This is a genomic window from Martinezella lusitana (assembly GCF_010668395.1).
In the GTDB taxonomy this organism is placed as follows: domain Bacteria; phylum Pseudomonadota; class Alphaproteobacteria; order Rhizobiales; family Rhizobiaceae; genus Rhizobium; species Rhizobium lusitanum_A.
Window position 1 is genome coordinate 231,386 of sequence record NZ_WUEY01000007.1, and the last position, 16,438, is coordinate 247,823.

General features: G+C 61.9%; 18 protein-coding genes. 7 read left to right on the plus strand and 11 right to left on the minus strand.

The annotated features are described in order from the left end of the window. Position 1 precedes the first annotated feature (1 nt). The 5 genes from GR212_RS18140 (at position 2) to GR212_RS18160 (ending at position 4,919) form a co-directional block, all read left to right on the plus strand. Complete coding sequence (locus tag GR212_RS18140; protein WP_163987965.1) at positions 2-997, plus strand: ABC transporter ATP-binding protein; 996 nt, start codon at positions 2-4, stop codon at positions 995-997. Next, positions 990-1,976 (plus strand): ABC transporter ATP-binding protein, encoded by a 987-nt coding sequence (locus GR212_RS18145; RefSeq protein ID WP_163987966.1) that lies wholly within the window; start codon positions 990-992, stop codon positions 1,974-1,976. Before GR212_RS18140 ends, GR212_RS18145 begins: the two co-directional genes overlap by 8 nt. A 92-nt stretch (positions 1,977-2,068) precedes the next feature. Then, positions 2,069-2,986, plus strand: a complete 918-nt coding sequence (locus GR212_RS18150; protein ID WP_163987967.1) for a sugar kinase — start codon at positions 2,069-2,071, stop codon at positions 2,984-2,986. Positions 2,987-3,109: 123 nt separating this feature from the next. Beyond that, positions 3,110-4,210, plus strand: a complete 1,101-nt coding sequence (locus GR212_RS18155; protein WP_163987968.1) for a glycosyltransferase family 4 protein — start codon at positions 3,110-3,112, stop codon at positions 4,208-4,210. 268 nt (positions 4,211-4,478) lie between these two features. Further along, a complete protein-coding gene (locus tag GR212_RS18160; protein ID WP_163987969.1) occupies positions 4,479-4,919 on the plus strand; it encodes a MarR family winged helix-turn-helix transcriptional regulator in 441 nt (146 codons plus the stop codon). 40 nt (positions 4,920-4,959) lie between these two features. Here the strand turns inward: GR212_RS18160 and der are convergent, their stop codons facing one another. The 3 genes from der to GR212_RS18175 form a co-directional block, all read right to left on the minus strand. Beyond that, positions 4,960-6,387, minus strand: coding sequence for a ribosome biogenesis GTPase Der (gene der, locus GR212_RS18165; RefSeq protein WP_163987970.1), 1,428 nt, complete (start codon positions 6,385-6,387; stop codon positions 4,960-4,962). Positions 6,388-6,402: 15 nt separating this feature from the next. Further along, the gene (locus GR212_RS18170; protein WP_163987971.1) at positions 6,403-7,086 is read right to left on the minus strand and encodes a tetratricopeptide repeat protein; all 684 of its coding nucleotides are present in this window, start codon (positions 7,084-7,086) and stop codon (positions 6,403-6,405) included. Between the two features lie 101 nt (positions 7,087-7,187). Beyond that, positions 7,188-7,769: an NnrU family protein gene (locus GR212_RS18175; RefSeq protein WP_163987972.1), complete on the minus strand. Its 582-nt coding sequence runs from the start codon at positions 7,767-7,769 to the stop codon at positions 7,188-7,190. Positions 7,770-7,919: 150 nt separating this feature from the next. Between GR212_RS18175 and GR212_RS18180 the strand changes: the two genes are divergently transcribed. Then, positions 7,920-8,927, plus strand: coding sequence for a polysaccharide deacetylase (locus GR212_RS18180; RefSeq protein ID WP_204326640.1), 1,008 nt, complete (start codon positions 7,920-7,922; stop codon positions 8,925-8,927). A gap of 86 nt (positions 8,928-9,013) precedes the next feature. On the opposite strand, the gene sbmA is transcribed toward GR212_RS18180, so the two are convergent. Next, complete coding sequence (sbmA, locus tag GR212_RS18185) at positions 9,014-10,279, minus strand: peptide antibiotic transporter SbmA (protein WP_163987973.1); 1,266 nt, start codon at positions 10,277-10,279, stop codon at positions 9,014-9,016. A gap of 423 nt (positions 10,280-10,702) precedes the next feature. Between sbmA and GR212_RS18190 the strand changes: the two genes are divergently transcribed. Further along, positions 10,703-11,287 (plus strand): PadR family transcriptional regulator, encoded by a 585-nt coding sequence (locus tag GR212_RS18190; protein WP_163987974.1) that lies wholly within the window; start codon positions 10,703-10,705, stop codon positions 11,285-11,287. Between the two features lie 9 nt (positions 11,288-11,296). Here the strand turns inward: GR212_RS18190 and map are convergent, their stop codons facing one another. The 7 genes from map to GR212_RS18225 form a co-directional block, all read right to left on the minus strand. After that, positions 11,297-12,049, minus strand: coding sequence for a type I methionyl aminopeptidase (gene map / locus GR212_RS18195; RefSeq protein WP_163987975.1), 753 nt, complete (start codon positions 12,047-12,049; stop codon positions 11,297-11,299). Positions 12,050-12,188: 139 nt separating this feature from the next. Continuing rightward, the gene (locus GR212_RS18200; protein ID WP_163987976.1) at positions 12,189-12,701 is read right to left on the minus strand and encodes a GNAT family N-acetyltransferase; all 513 of its coding nucleotides are present in this window, start codon (positions 12,699-12,701) and stop codon (positions 12,189-12,191) included. Between the two features lie 50 nt (positions 12,702-12,751). Continuing rightward, positions 12,752-13,180, minus strand: coding sequence for a DoxX family protein (locus GR212_RS18205; RefSeq protein ID WP_163987977.1), 429 nt, complete (start codon positions 13,178-13,180; stop codon positions 12,752-12,754). Between the two features lie 30 nt (positions 13,181-13,210). Further along, a complete protein-coding gene (locus tag GR212_RS18210; RefSeq protein WP_163987978.1) occupies positions 13,211-13,681 on the minus strand; it encodes an SRPBCC family protein in 471 nt (156 codons plus the stop codon). A 90-nt stretch (positions 13,682-13,771) separates the two neighbouring features. Next, entirely contained in the window at positions 13,772-15,028 is a 1,257-nt protein-coding gene (locus GR212_RS18215) for an RNA polymerase sigma factor (RefSeq protein WP_163987979.1), read from the minus strand. Next, entirely contained in the window at positions 15,025-15,399 is a 375-nt protein-coding gene (locus tag GR212_RS18220) for a YciI family protein (protein ID WP_163987980.1), read from the minus strand. The genes GR212_RS18215 and GR212_RS18220 overlap by 4 nt, the downstream gene beginning before the upstream one ends. Positions 15,400-15,480: 81 nt before the next feature. Beyond that, entirely contained in the window at positions 15,481-16,425 is a 945-nt protein-coding gene (locus GR212_RS18225) for a S66 peptidase family protein (RefSeq protein ID WP_163987981.1), read from the minus strand. Positions 16,426-16,438 lie beyond the last annotated feature (13 nt).

Here is a 16,438-nt window from a genome sequence, read left to right on the forward strand (position 1 = left end):
CATGACAGACACGCTTCTCGAACTCAAGGACTACTCCATCACCTTCCGCACGCCGGAAGGCGAGGTGGCTGCCGTCTCCAGGATGAACCTCAAGATCGGCCGTGGCGAGCGGGTCGCCATCGTCGGCGAATCCGGCTCCGGCAAGAGCCAGACCTTCCTCGGCCTGATGGGCCTGCTCGCCAAGAACGGCCGCACCAGCGGCCAGGCGCTGCTCGACGGCAAGGATCTGCTGACGCTGAAGCCGCGCGAACTCGACCATGTGCGCGGCAAGGACATGGCCATGGTCTTCCAGGACCCGATGACCGCGCTCAATCCGTCGCTGCGCATCTCGCGGCAGTTAACGGAGCAGCTGGAGGTCCATGGCGGCCTGACGGCACGCGCGGCCTCGGCTGCAGCGCTCGACATGTTGAAGCGGGTCGGCATTCCCGACCCGACCCGACGCTTCAATCTCTATCCGCACGAGCTTTCGGGCGGCATGCGCCAGCGCATCGTCATCGCCATGGCGCTGCTCACCAAGCCGAAGCTGCTGATTGCCGACGAGCCGACGACAGCGCTCGACGTGACGATCCAGGCGCAAATTCTCGATCTTTTCAACGAGTTGACGGCGGAAATGCATACGGCGCTTGTGATGATTACCCATGACCTCGGCGTCGTCGCCGGTCTCGCCGACCGTGTCGCCGTCATGTATGCGGGCCGTATCGTCGAGGAGGCGCCGGTCGAGGAGCTGTACGAAAATCCGGCTCACCCTTATACGGCAGCGCTTCACGCCTCGATCCCGCGACCCGACCAGGATGTCGACGATCTCGCGGTCATCCCCGGCCGTCCGCCGAACCTGATGCACCTGCCGCGCGGCTGTGCCTTCTCGCCGCGTTGCGCCCATGTGCAGGACGACTGTCTGGATGCGGCGCCGCCGCTCGCCCAGCTCGCGCCGCGTCGCTGCGCTGCCTGCTTCCATCCCCTCTCGGCTGATCAGGAACGGAGCCTCGTCCATGGCTGAACAAACGCTTCTGAAGGTCGAGCACCTGACCACGGAATTCGAACTGCCGTCGAAATCCCTCTTCAAGCCGCCGCTGGTGCTGACGGCGGTCAACGACGTCAGCTTCGAGCTTAAGACCGGCCGCACGCTCGGCATCGTCGGCGAGTCGGGCTGCGGCAAGTCCACGCTCGGCCGCTCGATCCTGCGGCTGATCAAGGCGCAGAAGGGCCGCATTCTCTGGCAGGGCAGCAACCTGCTCGACCTCAGCGAAGAGGAGATGCGCGCCGCCCGCCGCGACATGCAGATCATCTTCCAGGACCCAATCGCCTCGCTCGATCCGCGCATGACCGTCGGCGACATCATCGCCGAGCCGCTGACCGTCTTCGAACCGAAGCTGAGCCGCGCACAGCGCCAGGATCGCGTCCGCGAGATCATGGCGGCGGTCGGTCTCGTCCCCGAAATGATCAACCGCTATCCGCACGAATTTTCGGGCGGTCAGGCACAGCGCATCGGCATTGCCCGCGCCGTCATCACCCGGCCGAAGCTGATCATCTGCGACGAGCCGGTCTCGGCCCTCGACGTCTCGATCCAGGGACAGGTCATCACGCTCCTGCGCCGCCTGCGCAAGGAGTTCGGGCTGACCCTGATCTTCATCAGCCACGACCTTTCGGTCGTGCGCCTGATATCGGACGACGTGCTGGTGCTCTATCTCGGCAAGGTGGTAGAGGCGGGCGAAGCCGCAACGGTCTTCGACCACCCAGCCCATCCCTACACGCAGGCACTGTTCTCCGCCGCCCCGATCCCCGACCCGAAGCTGGCGCGCGGCCGCGAGCGCATCCGCCTGCAGGGAGACCCGCCCTCGCCGCTCAACCCGCCGCCGGGCTGCGTCTTCTCGCCCCGCTGCTGGAAGGCGACGGATATCTGCCGCACGAAGATGCCGCCGACCGAGCACGTACGCCCGGGCCAGACGGCGGCCTGCTATCATATGGACCGACCCTGAGGCCGCAAGGAGGACGGCGGTAGCCGCCGTCCTCCTTGCCCAAGCCGCCGCTTGCGCGTATGCAGCACCAGGGCAAAATGCGGGAGGAAGTCTTGGGCGGGCGTTTTCTATCGATCGGCGAATGCATGGTGGAACTGTCGCAGGCCGATGACGGACATCTGCGCAAGGGCTTTGCCGGCGACACCTTCAACACCGCCTGGTATGCCCGCGCCTGCCTGCCCGCAGACTGGTCGATCGACTATTTCACTGCACTCGGCGATGATGCCATGTCCGACGAAATGAGCGCCTTCATCGGCGCCGCCGGCATCGGCACGGCCAGTATCCGCCGCCTTCGCGGCAAGACGCCCGGCCTCTACATGATCAATCTGAAGGACGGCGAACGCTCCTTCAGCTATTGGCGCGACAGCTCCGCCGCCCGCCAGCTCGCGGCCGATGGCGATGCCCTGCGTGCGGCCATAGAAGCATCCGACGTACTCTATTTTTCAGGCATTACGCTGGCGATCCTGCCCCGCGAGGACGCCTTCACCCTCCTGGCCGAGCTGCGCCGCGCCAAGGCTATTGGCAAGCTGGTCGCCTTCGACCCCAATCTGCGCCCTCGCCTCTGGTCGAGCCTGGACGCCATGCACACCATGATCGCGGAGGGCGGACGCGCCTCAACGCTCGTCATGCCGAGCTTCGATGACGAGGCCATGCATTTCGGTGACGATTCGATTGCCGCCACCATCCGCCGCTACCGGCAATACGGAGCCAGCATGATCGTCGTCAAGAACGGCGCCGACGGCGCCACCATCGGCGACGGCACCGATGAGACGCTCGTTCCGGCGGTCAAGGTCGGCAAGATCATCGATACCACCAGCGCCGGCGACAGCTTCAACGGCGCGTTCCTGGCTCATTATCTCCAGCACCGGGACGCGGTCGCAGCCGCCGCGTTTGCCGCCAAAATCGCGGCAAAGGTCATTCAGGAGTATGGCGCGCTCGTCTCTCCCGAGAAGCTGAAAGCCATCCGGTAAGCGCTGTAATATTTCCATCATGGACACCCCCCACAATAGAGTGGGCGCGGGAATCATGTTTGAAGCACCGCAATCGCTGGCACCGTCATCATGAGGATGCGGTGCGGATGGACTGTTTTGGGCATGTTGCAACGCTTGTCAGACATCGACCACACCACTTGGACGCAGGCGGCGACACCCGTCGCCGTACCTGAACGGCTGCTCATCGTCAGCGATGCCTGGCATCCGCAGGTCAACGGCGTCGTCCGTTCGATAGAGAACACCAACCGCGAACTGGTGCGCATGGGCGTCGAAGTGTCGATGATCACGCCCGACGGCTTTCGCAACATCCCCTGCCCGACCTATCCGGAAATCCGGCTGTCGATCGCCAGCTACCGCAAGGTCGCCGCAAGAATAGAAGCGCTCCGGCCGACCTACGTGCATATCGCCACGGAAGGGCCGCTGGGATTGACGGCGCGGCGCTGGTGCCTGCGAAACGGCATGCCCTTTTCCACGAGCTACCACACGCGCTTTCCCGAATATGTCGCCGCCCGCCTGCCGATACCGCAAAGCTGGCTCTACGCCTTCGTCAGATGGTTCCACAATGCCGGCTACGGCTGCATGGTGGCGACGCCAAGCCTCGCGAGCGAACTCAAGCAGCGCGGCATCCACAACCTGCTGCCCTGGAGCCGGGGCATCGACTCCTCCCTCTTTCGGCCGCAGCCACAGGAAGACGCTCCCTTCGGCCTGCCTCGCCCGATCTTCATGACCGTTGGCCGCGTGGCGCTTGAAAAGAACCTGCCCGCTTTCCTCGATCTCGACCTGCCGGGATCGAAAGTGGTGGTGGGCGATGGTCCGGCGCGGGCCGAACTGCAGAAGCTCTATCCGGACGTGCATTTTCTGGGAGCCAAGTTCGGCGAAGAGCTGGCGCATGTTTATTCACAGGCCGACGTCTTCGTCTTCCCATCCAAGACCGATACCTTCGGCAATGCCATCCTGGAAGCCCTCGCCAGCGGCGTGCCGGTTGCCGCCTATCCCGTGACCGGCCCGGCGGATATCCTGAGCGGCGATAGAGCCGCCGGCGTGGTGGACTCGGATCTGGCAACCGCGTGCCTGGCCGCTCTTTCCTGCTCGCGCGAGGCGGCCCGCTCGCTGGCGCTCAACTATTCCTGGGAAGCCGCCACGGCCCAGTTCATCGGCAATGTCCGGATTGCCAACCGCCGGGGCCGTGTTCACCAGCATTGAGCTTTCGATGAGCTCACTCATATTGATTTCCTTGACACCCTGCGCCAGATAGCTGATAGCGCCCGTGCGTGGCCGTCAGCGCGATCGTCCGGGCTGAAGCGCGTCACTGCACCCGACATCGACGGCGCTCGCCGCTGCGGCATGCCCGGGAACGGCGTGACACGAGCAGGCTTTCCGAAAACGGAAGAAACCCGTAGCACCGCCGTAAATTTGGGTGTACAATTATTTATCGCACGATTTACATGAGACCTCTCAGGGAGGACTTGAGATGACCGACGACCCGTTAAAGCTGGACACCTTCATCTGTTTCGCCCTCTATTCGGCGAACCACGCAATGAACCGGCTCTACAAGCCCATGCTGGACGCACTCAACCTCACCTATCCGCAATATCTCGTCATGGTGACGCTATGGGAGCAGGACGGCCAGACTGTCGGCGGCATCGGCGAGAAGCTGTTCCTCGAATCGAGCACGCTGACGCCGCTTTTGAAGCGCCTGGAAGCGGCCGGCTTCATTCATCGCATCCGCAGCAAGGAAGACGAACGTCAGGTGCTGATCCATTTGACCAGTGAAGGCAAGGCGCTGAAAAAGAAGGCGGCAAACGTTCCCCCATGCATTCTGGATGCTACGGAGCAAACAGCCGAAGAGCTCACGAGGCTTAAGGCGGAAATCACCACGCTGCGCGAGGCGCTCAGCAAGAACGCGGCCTGATCCGAAGCGCCCTCGCCCGACGGCGGGGCGCTCAGTCGGACTATCGCTTCTTCTTGTTTTCGTAAGGGTTTTCCGACGTACGGAAATGGATGCGGATCGGAACGCCCGGCATGGCGAAATCCGCGCGCAAGCCGTTGATCAGATAGCGCACATAGGATTCCGGCAGCGCATCGGAGCGCGTGCAGGAAATCATGAAGGCCGGCGGACGAGCCTTGACCTGCGTCATGTACTTCAGCTTGATACGACGCCCGGAAACAGCTGGTGGCGGATGCTGAACCTGCTGTGTCTCCAGCCAGCGATTGAGCTTGGCGGTGGCTATGCGCTTGTTCCAGACCTTGTCGGTATCGACGATCGCCTGCATCAGGCGGTCGAGCCCCTCGCCGGTCTGGCCGGCAATCGGTATGGCGCGAATACCGCGCGCCTGCGGCAGCAGCCGGTCGGTCTTTTCGCGCAGGTCGGCAAGCACGGCCTGACGATCCTCGATCATGTCCCACTTGTTGAAGGCGAGCACGGCGGCCCGTCCTTCGCGGATGACGAGATCGACGATCTGCAGATCCTGCTTCTCGAACGGAATGGTCGCGTCGAAGACGATGACAACGGTCTCGGCAAAGCGGATGGCGCGCAACGCATCGGCGACGGAAAGCTTCTCGAGCTTTTCCGTGACCCTCGCCTTGCGGCGCATGCCGGCGGTATCGAACATCTTCACCGTGCGTCCGCGCCAGCTCCAGTCGACGGAGATGGAATCACGGGTGATGCCGGCTTCCGGACCGGTCAGCAGCCGATCTTCACCGAGAAAGCGGTTGATGAGCGTCGACTTGCCCGCATTCGGGCGGCCGACGATGGCAACGCGCAACGGCTTGGTCTCGTCATAGGCCGGTTCTTCGTCAATCTCCTCGCCATCCTCGCCGACGGCGGAGCGCGGAATGCTGACATTCGTTTCCGCTTCGTCGTCCGTCTCCGGAAAGGCGCGCTCAGGGCCGAGCGCCTCGACGATCGCGTCGCGCAGGTCCATCATGCCCTGGCCGTGTTCGGCCGAAATCGGGCAAGGTTCGCCAAGGCCGAGCGTGTAGGCATCGTAGAAGCCGCTATCGGAGCCGCGCGCTTCGGATTTGTTGGCGACCAGCACCACGGGCCGGCCGCGCTTGCGCAGCATTTCCGCCAGTGTCTTGTCGACATGGGTCAGGCCCATCTTGGCATCGACGACAAAGAGCGTCAGGTCGGCCTCATCGATCGCAGCTTCCGTCTGCGCGCGCATGCGGCCTTCAAGCGTCTCCTCGTCGGCTTCCTCGAGGCCCGCGGTATCGACGATACGAAACCGGAGATCGATCAGCTTGGCGTCGCCAGGGCGGCGGTCACGCGTGACGCCCGGCGTATCGTCGACAAGCGCCAGCTTCTTGCCAACCAGACGGTTGAAAAGGGTGGACTTTCCGACATTCGGGCGACCGACGATCGCGACCGTGAAACTCATTTAGCGACTTATCCTTCAGCCTTTTGCGACCGGAGCCTTGCCGGATGCGGTGATGAGATCGAGCAGCATCTGAGCGCGGTTGGCGACGTTGCGCGGGCTCTGCGGATCGTCGACGATTGCCTGGAACCACTGCCGGGCCTTGGCGAAATCGCCGGCCTTGTAGGCGGCAAGACCAAGAACGTCGCGCGCCGAATGACGGAAACCGTCGGCCGGTACGGCAAGCTCCTGCGCTTCGGCGGCAACCTGATCGTAGGTGCCGGTATCGACGAGCAGATAGGCTGCGCGCAAACGGGCGGCATCGCGAACGACGACCGGAATATCGGTCTGCTTGCCGATCGCCGAGAACGTGGCGATGGCGCCAGCCTTGTCGCCCTTCTGGGCCTGCAGCGTCGCCGCACGCAGGCGTGCCAGCAACGGATAGGAACCGGGGCCGGTCTTTTCGATGGCGGCAAATGCGGCAAGCGCCTCATCCGTCTTGTTCTGATCGGCCAGCGTCAGGGCCGCGACGAACTGGTCGCCGCCGCTGCCGGCCTGATTGCCTACCCAATAGCGATAGCCGCTATAGGCTGCCGTGCCGAGAACGATGAGCACGGCTCCGCCGATGATGAGCTTGCCGAAACGGCGCCACACGAACCGCAGCTGGTCCGAACGCAGTTCCTCATTCACCTCGCGGATGAAGCTATCGTCATTGAATGCCATTCTCGTCTCCGGCCCAGGCCAAATTGTAGCAAAAAGCGTAGGGGTTAGTGGGGCCTTCTACTCCATTTTGCGGCTGATGTAAGGGGGAATGGCAGAAATCGTCACATAACGAGCGGTGAGACCCCGATAATCCACGCATGAAGCTTCCAAATGATCAATGCCCAGACGATAGCGCCGATGACGATCGCATAGAGATCGTATTTCGCCGAGACGAACGGACGCAAGGTGATTTCTCCGGCACGCTCGCGCCGCTTCAGCGAAATGCGCAGGATCACGCCCCAGGCGAGGAAGGCGGCAAAGAGCAGGATGGCGGCGCCATCGCCATTGGACAACAGGTGCGCCAGCGCCCAGATTTTCACCGACAGCACCATCGGGTGCTTCGTCCTCACCGCGATATGCCCCGCCGGCAGCAGCGAGGCGACAAGACAGATCATCGCGAACAGCATCAGCAGGATGGTGATATGGCTCATCCAGAACGGCGGCGACCAGACCGGCGTCATGTCGCGCGCCTCGCCGAAGCCATAAATCAGCACGATCAGCGCGATAACGCTCGCGACCGAATAGGCGACCTTCCAGCCGGCCTCGCCGAGGCTTGCAATCAATGAGGCTCGCAGGCCCGGAACGACGACGCGGATCAGATGCAGGCCGAGAAAAAGAACAATACCCAGAATAAGCAATGCCATGGATGAAATCCTCTATGGTCTTGGAGTCACATCCTTATCGGCTGCCACAAAAAATTGCCAGCATCACCGCAGCTTTGCCGTATTTGCGCGAAAGGAAGGAAGCCACCCGGAGCATGTCGTCGAAAATCGCTGGGCGATCTTTGGCAAGCCATGCTCGATCAAGCAACGTCGGTGCCCATGTTTCTTTTCGCCTCCTGCCTCTCCCTTGCGCTTTCCCTTGCCCTGCCCGCAGTCGCCCAGGCCGATGGAAAGCCCAAGCAACTGGTCATGATTTCCTTCGACGGCGCGCATGACAACGCGCTCTGGACCAGGAGCCGCGAAATCGCGTCACGCAACGGCGCGCACTTCACCTACTTTCTTTCCTGCACCTTCCTGATGAACAAGGCGCAGGCCAAGGCCTACCAGGGACCGAAACAGCGCGTCGGCAAATCGAATGTCGGCTTTGCCAAGAGCGAGGATGACGTCCGCACCCGCATCGCCAACATCTGGGGCGCCCATCTGGAAGGCCACGATATCTCCAGCCATGCCTGCGGCCATTTCGACGGCAAGGGCTGGAGTGCGGCCGACTGGAAGCAGGAGTTCATGAACGCCCGCCTTGCTCTTCGCGATGCCTGGAAGAATGTCGGCGTGGCCGACAAGGAGCCGCAGGGCTGGGAAGATTTCGCCACGCATGACGTCAAGGGTTTTCGCGCGCCCTATCTCTCCACCAGCGACGGCCTCGTGCCGGCGGAAAAGGAGATGGGATTCGAGTATGACGCAAGCCTCGTCACCAAAGGCCCCGCCCTGCCGCAAGTGGTGGACGGCATCTATCGCTTCGGCCTGCCGCTGATCCCCGAGGGGCCGGAGCATCGCCTGGTCATCGGCATGGACTACAATCTCTATGTCAGGCATTCCAAGGGCGCCGAGGACAAGGCAAACGCCAAGACCTATGAGGACCGCACCTTCGACGCTTTCGAAGCAGCCTTCAGCAAGCAATATGACGGCGAGCGCATCCCGCTCCAGCTTGGCTTCCACTTCGTCGAAATGAATGACGGCGCCTACTGGCGCGCGCTCGACCGCTTCGTCAGCGACGTCTGCCACAAGCAGGATGTCGCCTGCGTCAGCTATTCCGAAGCCATCCCGTTGATAGCCTCCCGAGGCAAGCCCCAGCAGGGGTGAGGAGCAGTCGGGCCAAGCTCGACCATGTGCCGCCTCTCCCTCCTGTCAATTCATTGAAAAAGGCCCCGTTTCCGGGGCCTTTTTCATCAGCCGTCGACGTGAACGACGGACGTGTCTCGTTCCAGGTAAGTCTGGTCGATCTTCGGCAGCGGCACATCGTCAATTGCAGCCTCGAAGGCTTTCAGGCGCTTGTGGATCGACAGCAGCTCGATGATCGTCGTCCAGGAGCTGACGAGATACTGGAAGGAATTGCTGACCTGGCCGAACGCCGTGGCGATCTGCTGCCAGATACCGAGCGTGATCTTGTGGGCAACGAAGGTCGGCACCAGCACGAAATACAGGAAGATCGCATCGATCTGGCCGTATGAATAACGCGCGACGTTGAAATACGCGTAGTGAAAATACATGCGGAAATAGTTACGCCGAACGTTGGAGAAGAGCTCCTTCACGGTGGGCGGCTGTGCGCGATCCTCGCGATCCTCGCCGTAGACAAGTTCCTTGCGGTAGGCTGCCTCGACGCGCTGGTTGCGGAAGTTCAATCCCGGCAGCTTGATCCCGAAGAGCGCAAGCAGGAAGGTGCCGAACACCGACCAGATCAGCGCAAGCCAAACAAGCGAATACGGGATGGCGCCGATGATCGGCAGATCGGTCACATATTTCGACAGTTCCAGCAGGATCGGCAGGAAGACGATGAGCGTCATGACGGAGCCGATCAGGCTGACGCCAAGCCCTTCGAGGTTGGTGGCAAAGCGCATGGTGTCCTCCTGGACACGCTGCGATGCACCTTCGATGTGGCGAAGCTTTTCCCATTTCGACATGTAGAAATTGTTCATCGCCCAACGCCAGCGGAAGAGATAGTGGCTCAGGAAGAACGATGAAACAACGCTCACCGCTACGCCCACCATACCGAGCTGCGTGAACGCCCAGAGCAATCCATAGAAATCCCCATCCGTGACGCCAGGCTTTCCGCCGAGGGCATTCTGCAGAAGGTCAAAGAAAGGCCTGCGCCATACGTTTACCGCCACGTCGATCTGAACACCGAAGTAGGTGATGAAGACGATGAAAGCAGACCCCCATACCGACCAGACGACCCAGGGGTTGCTCTTCGAAACCACATGCCAGAAGCCGCAAAAGACGGCAGCGGCGAGGATAAAGTAAATATAAAACAGGAAATTGCTGGGAGCAGCAAAAAATGCCGCCCCGACCGGCTGCTGCTCTTCCGGCAGCGGCGGATAGCCCATGGACGCAACGATATTTGCGCCGACGAGATACCACAGGAAGACGCAGACGAGCGCCCAGACGACCGCTGAGGAAAAGAACAATCTCGGATTCGGGAAGAAAGAATGGAACACGACGGTTAGGCTTCCTGTTGGTTCGAACGACCACAAATGACGTCAATTTGCGGCGAGCCTAGGACAGTTCGCCGGGAGCGGCAACCGGCGGTGACCTATTCTTACGTAGATGTAATCGCTTATCCCATGATCGTGATGCAGTTGTTCAGCAACGAATTTTCACCCATTGGATGAGTTCCCTCCCCATTTGAGCGACCCTTTCGGCAATTGTCGGTGTCGATAAGTCGCCCTCTTGCAGAATACTATCTTACGATATATATCGTACGACATGACGAACGATATAAACCCTCACACTTCACAAGGAGAAACGATATGAGAGGTTTCAGAGATCGCATGTTCGGAGATGGCTTTGACATGGTCGAGGCATATATCCTACGACATGGCCGAGACCGTGAATCGCGCGGCGAGCACAGGAGAGACTTCATGAGAGGCTTCAAGGGCGGCATGTTCGGCGGCGGGTTTCGCACCGGCCGCAAGTTCGATGCGGCCGACCTGCAGCTCATCATCCTCGCCCTGCTTTCCGAGCAGCCGCGCCATGGCTATGAACTGATCAAGACTTTCGAGGAGCGCTCCGGCGGCTTCTACGTGCCGAGCCCAGGCGTGATTTACCCCGCCCTCACCTATCTGGAAGAGACCGGGCAGACGGAAGTCGAGGTGAGCGGAACGAAGAAACTCTACCGCATCACCGAAAGCGGCCAGAAGCGCGTCGACGATAACCGCGACCTGGTTGAGGTGACGCTCGCCAAGCTCGCCTCCATCGGCGAGAAGATGGCCCGCGTCCGCGAGGTTTTCGATGGCGGTGACGACGACGGCCGGGATAGCCCGTTCGATCGGCATGGCGCGGGCGACGTGCATCGCGCTCGCCATCTTCTCCGCTCCGCACTTCGCTCGAAGTTCCCTTGGAGCAAGGCCGAGGGTGCGCGCATCGCGGCAATCCTCGAGCGCGCAGCCGCCGATATCATTCGCGGTGAGACGAAGGCCGGCGGAGAGCCGAAGACGGACGACTAAGCGGAGACGTCAGGCGTCCGGCAAGGTCAGGATGACCGGCCCGTTGCGGGTGGCAATGATCGTATGTTCGTACTGGACCGTGGGTGCCTGCGGATCGGCATAGAGCGTCCATGCGTCGTCGCCACCCTCTGCCCAGCTCGCGCCGAGCGAAAGAAACGGCTCGACGGTGAAAACCAGGCCGTCCTCCATGATCCTGTCCTCGGAAGGGTCCGCCCAGGTGGAAACCTCGGCGGGCTCTTCGTGCAGCGAACGGCCGATGCCGTGGCTCGCCAGATTGGCGATCAGCGTATAGCGGTTCTTTTGCGCAAAGGCGCCGACGGCCTGCCCGATCTTCGCAAGCGGCGTACCGCTGCGCACCTGATTGAGACCGACCCAGAGCGCCCGCTTGCCGTCCCGGCAGAGGCGTTCGATCTTCGGCTTGACGGGCGGCACGGCGAAGGATGCGCCCGTATCGGAAAAGAAGCCGTCCTTCTCGGCCGAAACGTCGAGATTGACCAGATCTCCCGCCCGGATGATGCGCGGGCCGGGAATGCCGTGGGCCACTTCCTCGTTGACGCTGATGCAGGTCGCGCCGGGGAACTTGTAGACCAGCTCCGGCGCCGATTGCGCGCCGGCATCTTCCAGCACCTTGCGGCCGATCGCATCCAACTCCAGCGTGGTGATGCCCGGTTCGAGCGCAGCGGCCATGGCCTGCAGCGCATTGGCGCAGATGCGGCCGATCTCTTTCAGCTTTGTCAGTTCTTCTTCGGTCGAGACGATCATTTACGGCTTCCGGCACTGTCGCGCCCTGCACAACGGTTCTGCAGGAGGCGTAAGCTCGCTTTCGCCTCTTCGCTCCGCGCAGTCAATGGCTTTCTGGAGCTTTCCGCCAGATAGCGCGACTTTCACGCTCCCAAAGACATCAGGAACGCGGGTCGTCCGACAGCAACGCCCAGCGTTCGTGATCGCACCAGACGCCGCCGATCTTCAGGTATTTGGGCGAGAACCCTTCCTTGCGGAAGCCCAGCCTCTTCACAAGCGCGATGGACGGGCCGTTTGCCGGCTGGATATTCGCCTCCAGTCGATGCAGGCCGACGGCATCGAACGCATGATCCACCGCCAGGCGGACCGCCTCCGTCATCAAGCCGCGACCGGCAAAGCCCACCATGCCGTGATAACCGAGAAAGGCGCTGCGGAAGCCGCCCCAAACCATCTGGCTGATATTGACCACGCCGACGATACCGCCGGAGCCTGGATCGCGCGCCACCAGCCCTATGTTCGGGCCGGTGATCGTCTGGCCGAACCATGCGTCGAAACCGTCGCGATCAAGGAAGGGATAGGCCCATGGTGCATGATGGATGCGGCTGGCGATGTTGGCTGCGATCAGGTCGTCGGCATCCGATTGCCTGACCGGCGCGATGATCACTTGCGGCATGGCTCGCTCTCCTTCCCCGACGAGCGAGCCTTAGCAAATCGAATCCGAAATCAAAAGCTTCGCTGAAAGAACGGAATCATTTTACGAACCGCTTCATAGCGAAGATAAAGTCCGCCCCAGGCGATCACGCCGACATAGACGCCGAACAACAAATGCGAAAAGATCGGGCTGCCGACCCGCAGATGGGTCGCGATCGCACCGCCGAGAAGGCCGGTCAGCAGGATCGCACCGAGGACGGAAGTCCTCGGGATCGCATAGAGAATGGCACAGCCGAGTGTGATGACGCCGAGCAGCCGCGCAAGTGCTGGATCGGCGGAGTAGCCGAGCCCCGCCATCGTCTCCGTGACGACGGGAAGCGGAACGAGCTTGATCACGCCATCCAACACAAGGAAGGCAACGATGAGCCCGCTGAGGATCGTGCCGGCCACGCGCTGGGCCCGCGTGGCCGAAGATGAAGATGAATCGACTGCATAAGACATGTTCGTATCCCCCGGAATTGAATCGCAAATTCAGATCTTGGCCGCCAGCGCGGCGAGCTGATCGGCACACTGGCCCCACCCCTCATGGAAGCCCATCTTCTCATGCGTCTCGCGATCCTCGGCCGACCAATGCAGGACCGTGGCCGTGTAGCGGGTCTTGCCGCCGCCGAGATCGTCAAGCTGGATCGTCGCCGTCATGAAAGGCTTTGCCGACGGCACCCAGGCGCTGGTAAAGGCATCGGTGAAAACGATCCGTTCGTTGGGAACGACCTCCAGATACACGCCGTTGCCAGGATAATCCTCGCCCTCGGGGCTGCGCATGGTGACCGAACTCGAACCGCCTGCGCGAACGTCGATCGTTGCCGCGGATACCGTCCACGGCAGCGGCGCAAACCATTGCTTGAGAAGTTCTTGCTCCGTCCAGCAGCGGAAGATTTTTTCGCGCGGCGCGTCGATGACACGAGTCAACGAGAGTTCGTGGCGCTGGGTCTGCTCAGTCATGTTCCTGTTCCTCTTCTGGTGCGACGGGGCCTGTGCTCCAAGGACGCTCGTGGTTGCCGCTTCCCGACAGCCCGGGAACGAGTTTTCCGATTATTTCGTAGCGACAACAGCATCCGCGCTCAGTCGATCGAGCTGATGGCGGATATGGGCGGCTTCAGCAGGCGAGCGCGCCAGTGCGATTGCCCTGTCAAAGGCGACATGAGCCTCCTGCGGCCGGTTCAATTGCACCAGCAGGCCACCCCTTACGCCGTGAAAATAAAAATAGCTGTCGAGCTGTTCCTGCAGCGGCGCTATCAGTGCAAGAGCCGCCTCCGGCCCCTTCAATTTGGAAAGAGCGACGGCGCGATTGAGCGTGACGACCGGAGACGGCGCCAACCTTTCCAGCGTCTGATAAAGCAGGTCGATCTCTTCCCAGTCCGTCTCCACGGCACGTTTTGCCCTGGAATGCAGCGCCGCGATCGCCGCCTGCACCTGATAGGGACCAGGCCGGCGATGGCGGATCGCCTTGTCGAGAAGAGCAAGCGCCTCGTCGATCAGTGCCCGGTCCCACAGCGAGCGGTCTTGCTCTTCCAGAAGGATGATCTGCCCGTCGGCATCGAAGCGTGCCGCCTTGCGCGATTGCTGCAGCAGCATCAGTGCCAGCAACGCCATGGTCTCCGGCTCGGACGGAAAGATCCGCAAAAGCAGCCGGCCGAGCCGGATCGCCTCGTCGGCGAAAGCGGCGGCCTCTCGATGCGTTCCGCCGGCCGAATAGCCTTCATTGTAGATGAGGTAGATCATGGCGCTGACAAGCGTCAGCCGCTCGCTGCGTTCGACGGCGCCCGGCGTCTCGAAAGGCACGCCGGCGGCGGCCACGCGCGCTTTCGCCCGCGTGATGCGCTGTTCCATCGCGCTGTCGCCGACCAGAAATGCTCGAGCGATCTGCGGCACCGAAAGGCCTGAGACGATACGCAGCGCCAGAGCGATCTGCTGCGTCGCCGGCAAGTCCGGATGGCAGCAGATGAACAGCAGCCTCAGAATATCGTCACGGTATCCGGAACCGTCGAGACGCTCGGCCAGATCGCTCTCGGCATCGCCCGTATCGGAGATCGTCTCTTCGTCCGGCAGGCTCTGCAATCTCGCCTGCTTGCGCGTGGTGTCGATGCCGCTGTTGCGGCCGACGAAGATCAGCCAGGCCGCCGGGTCGCGCGGCGGCCCCTTGTCGGGCCAGGTCTTCAGCGCCCTGAGGCAAGCCTCCTGAAAGGCCTCCTCGGCAATATCGAGATTGCGGAAATAGCGCAGCAGCGCCCCCAGCACCTGTGGCCGGGAATTGGTGAGCGCGATGTCGATCCAGGCAAGATCCGTCATGTCGCAACCGTCCCCGGCCTGAAGGCATAAAGCGGCCGGATCTCGTAGGAACCGACGCCGGGATTGGCCTCGGCAAGCTCTTTCGAAAAGCCGATGGCTTCGTCCAGGGTTTCGAAATCGATGACATAGAAGCCCAGCAACTGCTCTTTCGTTTCGGCAAAGGGACCGTCGATGACAAGCGGCTCGTTCTTGCCCTTGCGCAAGGTCGTTGCTGCCGTCGTCGGCATGAGCCGCGCTACGGGGCCAAGCTTGCCGGCCTCTCGCAGCGGCTCCTGCACGGCGATCAGCCGCGCCATGGTTGCCTCCTCCTGCTCCTTGGACCAGGCGAACACGGTATCTTCGTCGTTGTAGCATAGGATTGCGTAGAGCATGAGGACCTCCTTCTCCAGTAAAGACGAAGGAATATCATCTGCTCCGACAGGCAGCGTCAAAAATTTTGTTATGGAAAGACATCAGCTGCGGCCGCGCCGGATCGCCAATGTTCCCGCTTCTGCGTCAAGTTCCGCGACGGCACCGAGCAAAATACTCGCAGGGCTGTTGCCGTGCCCGAGCGGCAGGCCGCCAAGAATCGGCACGCCTAGCTCGGCCAGATGTTCGCGCAGGATATCGATCACCGAATAACGGCGATCGAACTCGAAATCGGTGAACTGGCCGATGGCAACACCCGCCAAACCATCCAGATGGCCCGCCTTGCGCAGCATCGTCATCTGCCGATCCACCTGGCCGCGATACAAGCCAATGGCTTCGAGCAGAAGAATGGCGCCGTGCAGATCCGGCAATGCCCAGCCGGCAGATGTCGCGACCATATCGAGATTGCCGCCGATGAGCGGACCTCTGGCCGTTCCGGCGGTCGTCAGGCGGGAGGTCGGCTCTTCCAGGCGTGAATGGATGACGACGTCTTCCGTGGTCATCAGCGCCCGTCGCAGCGAATCGCGCGTATAGGGGCTGACCTCCTCTTCGTTCGGCCCGATAGAAAACGCGCCGTGAATGCCGGCCTGACGGCAGTTCTTCAGGAGGCTGAGATGCAATGCCGTGATGTCGCTGAAACCGATGACGAACTTCGGGTCCCCACGGGCCGCCGAAAAATCCAGTCGATCGGCGATCCGGTAGGATCCCTTGCCTCCGCGTGTGGTGAAGATCGCCCGAACATCGGGGTCGCGAAGCGCGGCATTGAGATCCGCCAGTCGCTGCTCGTCGGTGCCGGCAAGATAGTCGTGCTTGCAGAAGGCGTGCTCGCCAAAATCGACCCGCAGCCCCCAGCCCCGCAGTATTTCGGCATTCCGAAGGACCCTGTCCTTTTCGGGCGGGCTTGCGGGCGACACAAAGCGCACCTTGTCGCCCGGCCGCAATGGCGGCGGGATCAGCAGATCGGCTTTCGGATGAGCGCGTGATTCCATGCTGTAATCTTGG

Excerpts from the sequence above, each read along its gene's own strand:
- GR212_RS18145 (WP_163987966.1), top strand. The coding sequence starts at position 990 with ATGGCTGAACAAACGCTTCTGAAGGTCGAGCACCTGACCACGGAATTC.
- GR212_RS18190 (WP_163987974.1), top strand. The coding sequence starts at position 10,703 with ATGAGAGGCTTCAAGGGCGGCATGTTCGGCGGCGGGTTTCGCACCGGC.
- GR212_RS18210 (WP_163987978.1), bottom strand. The coding sequence starts at position 13,681 with ATGACTGAGCAGACCCAGCGCCACGAACTCTCGTTGACTCGTGTCATC.
- der (WP_163987970.1), bottom strand. The coding sequence starts at position 6,387 with ATGAGTTTCACGGTCGCGATCGTCGGTCGCCCGAATGTCGGAAAGTCC.
- map (WP_163987975.1), bottom strand. The coding sequence starts at position 12,049 with ATGATCGTCTCGACCGAAGAAGAACTGACAAAGCTGAAAGAGATCGGC.
- GR212_RS18220 (WP_163987980.1), bottom strand. The coding sequence starts at position 15,399 with ATGCTCTACGCAATCCTATGCTACAACGACGAAGATACCGTGTTCGCC.
- GR212_RS18200 (WP_163987976.1), bottom strand. The coding sequence starts at position 12,701 with ATGCCGCAAGTGATCATCGCGCCGGTCAGGCAATCGGATGCCGACGAC.
- GR212_RS18205 (WP_163987977.1), bottom strand. The coding sequence starts at position 13,180 with ATGTCTTATGCAGTCGATTCATCTTCATCTTCGGCCACGCGGGCCCAG.
- GR212_RS18215 (WP_163987979.1), bottom strand. The coding sequence starts at position 15,028 with ATGACGGATCTTGCCTGGATCGACATCGCGCTCACCAATTCCCGGCCA.
- GR212_RS18225 (WP_163987981.1), bottom strand. The coding sequence starts at position 16,425 with ATGGAATCACGCGCTCATCCGAAAGCCGATCTGCTGATCCCGCCGCCA.
- GR212_RS18175 (WP_163987972.1), bottom strand. The coding sequence starts at position 7,769 with ATGGCATTGCTTATTCTGGGTATTGTTCTTTTTCTCGGCCTGCATCTG.
- GR212_RS18140 (WP_163987965.1), top strand. The coding sequence starts at position 2 with ATGACAGACACGCTTCTCGAACTCAAGGACTACTCCATCACCTTCCGC.
- GR212_RS18170 (WP_163987971.1), bottom strand. The coding sequence starts at position 7,086 with ATGGCATTCAATGACGATAGCTTCATCCGCGAGGTGAATGAGGAACTG.
- GR212_RS18180 (WP_204326640.1), top strand. The coding sequence starts at position 7,920 with ATGCTCGATCAAGCAACGTCGGTGCCCATGTTTCTTTTCGCCTCCTGC.
- GR212_RS18155 (WP_163987968.1), top strand. The coding sequence starts at position 3,110 with ATGTTGCAACGCTTGTCAGACATCGACCACACCACTTGGACGCAGGCG.
- GR212_RS18160 (WP_163987969.1), top strand. The coding sequence starts at position 4,479 with ATGACCGACGACCCGTTAAAGCTGGACACCTTCATCTGTTTCGCCCTC.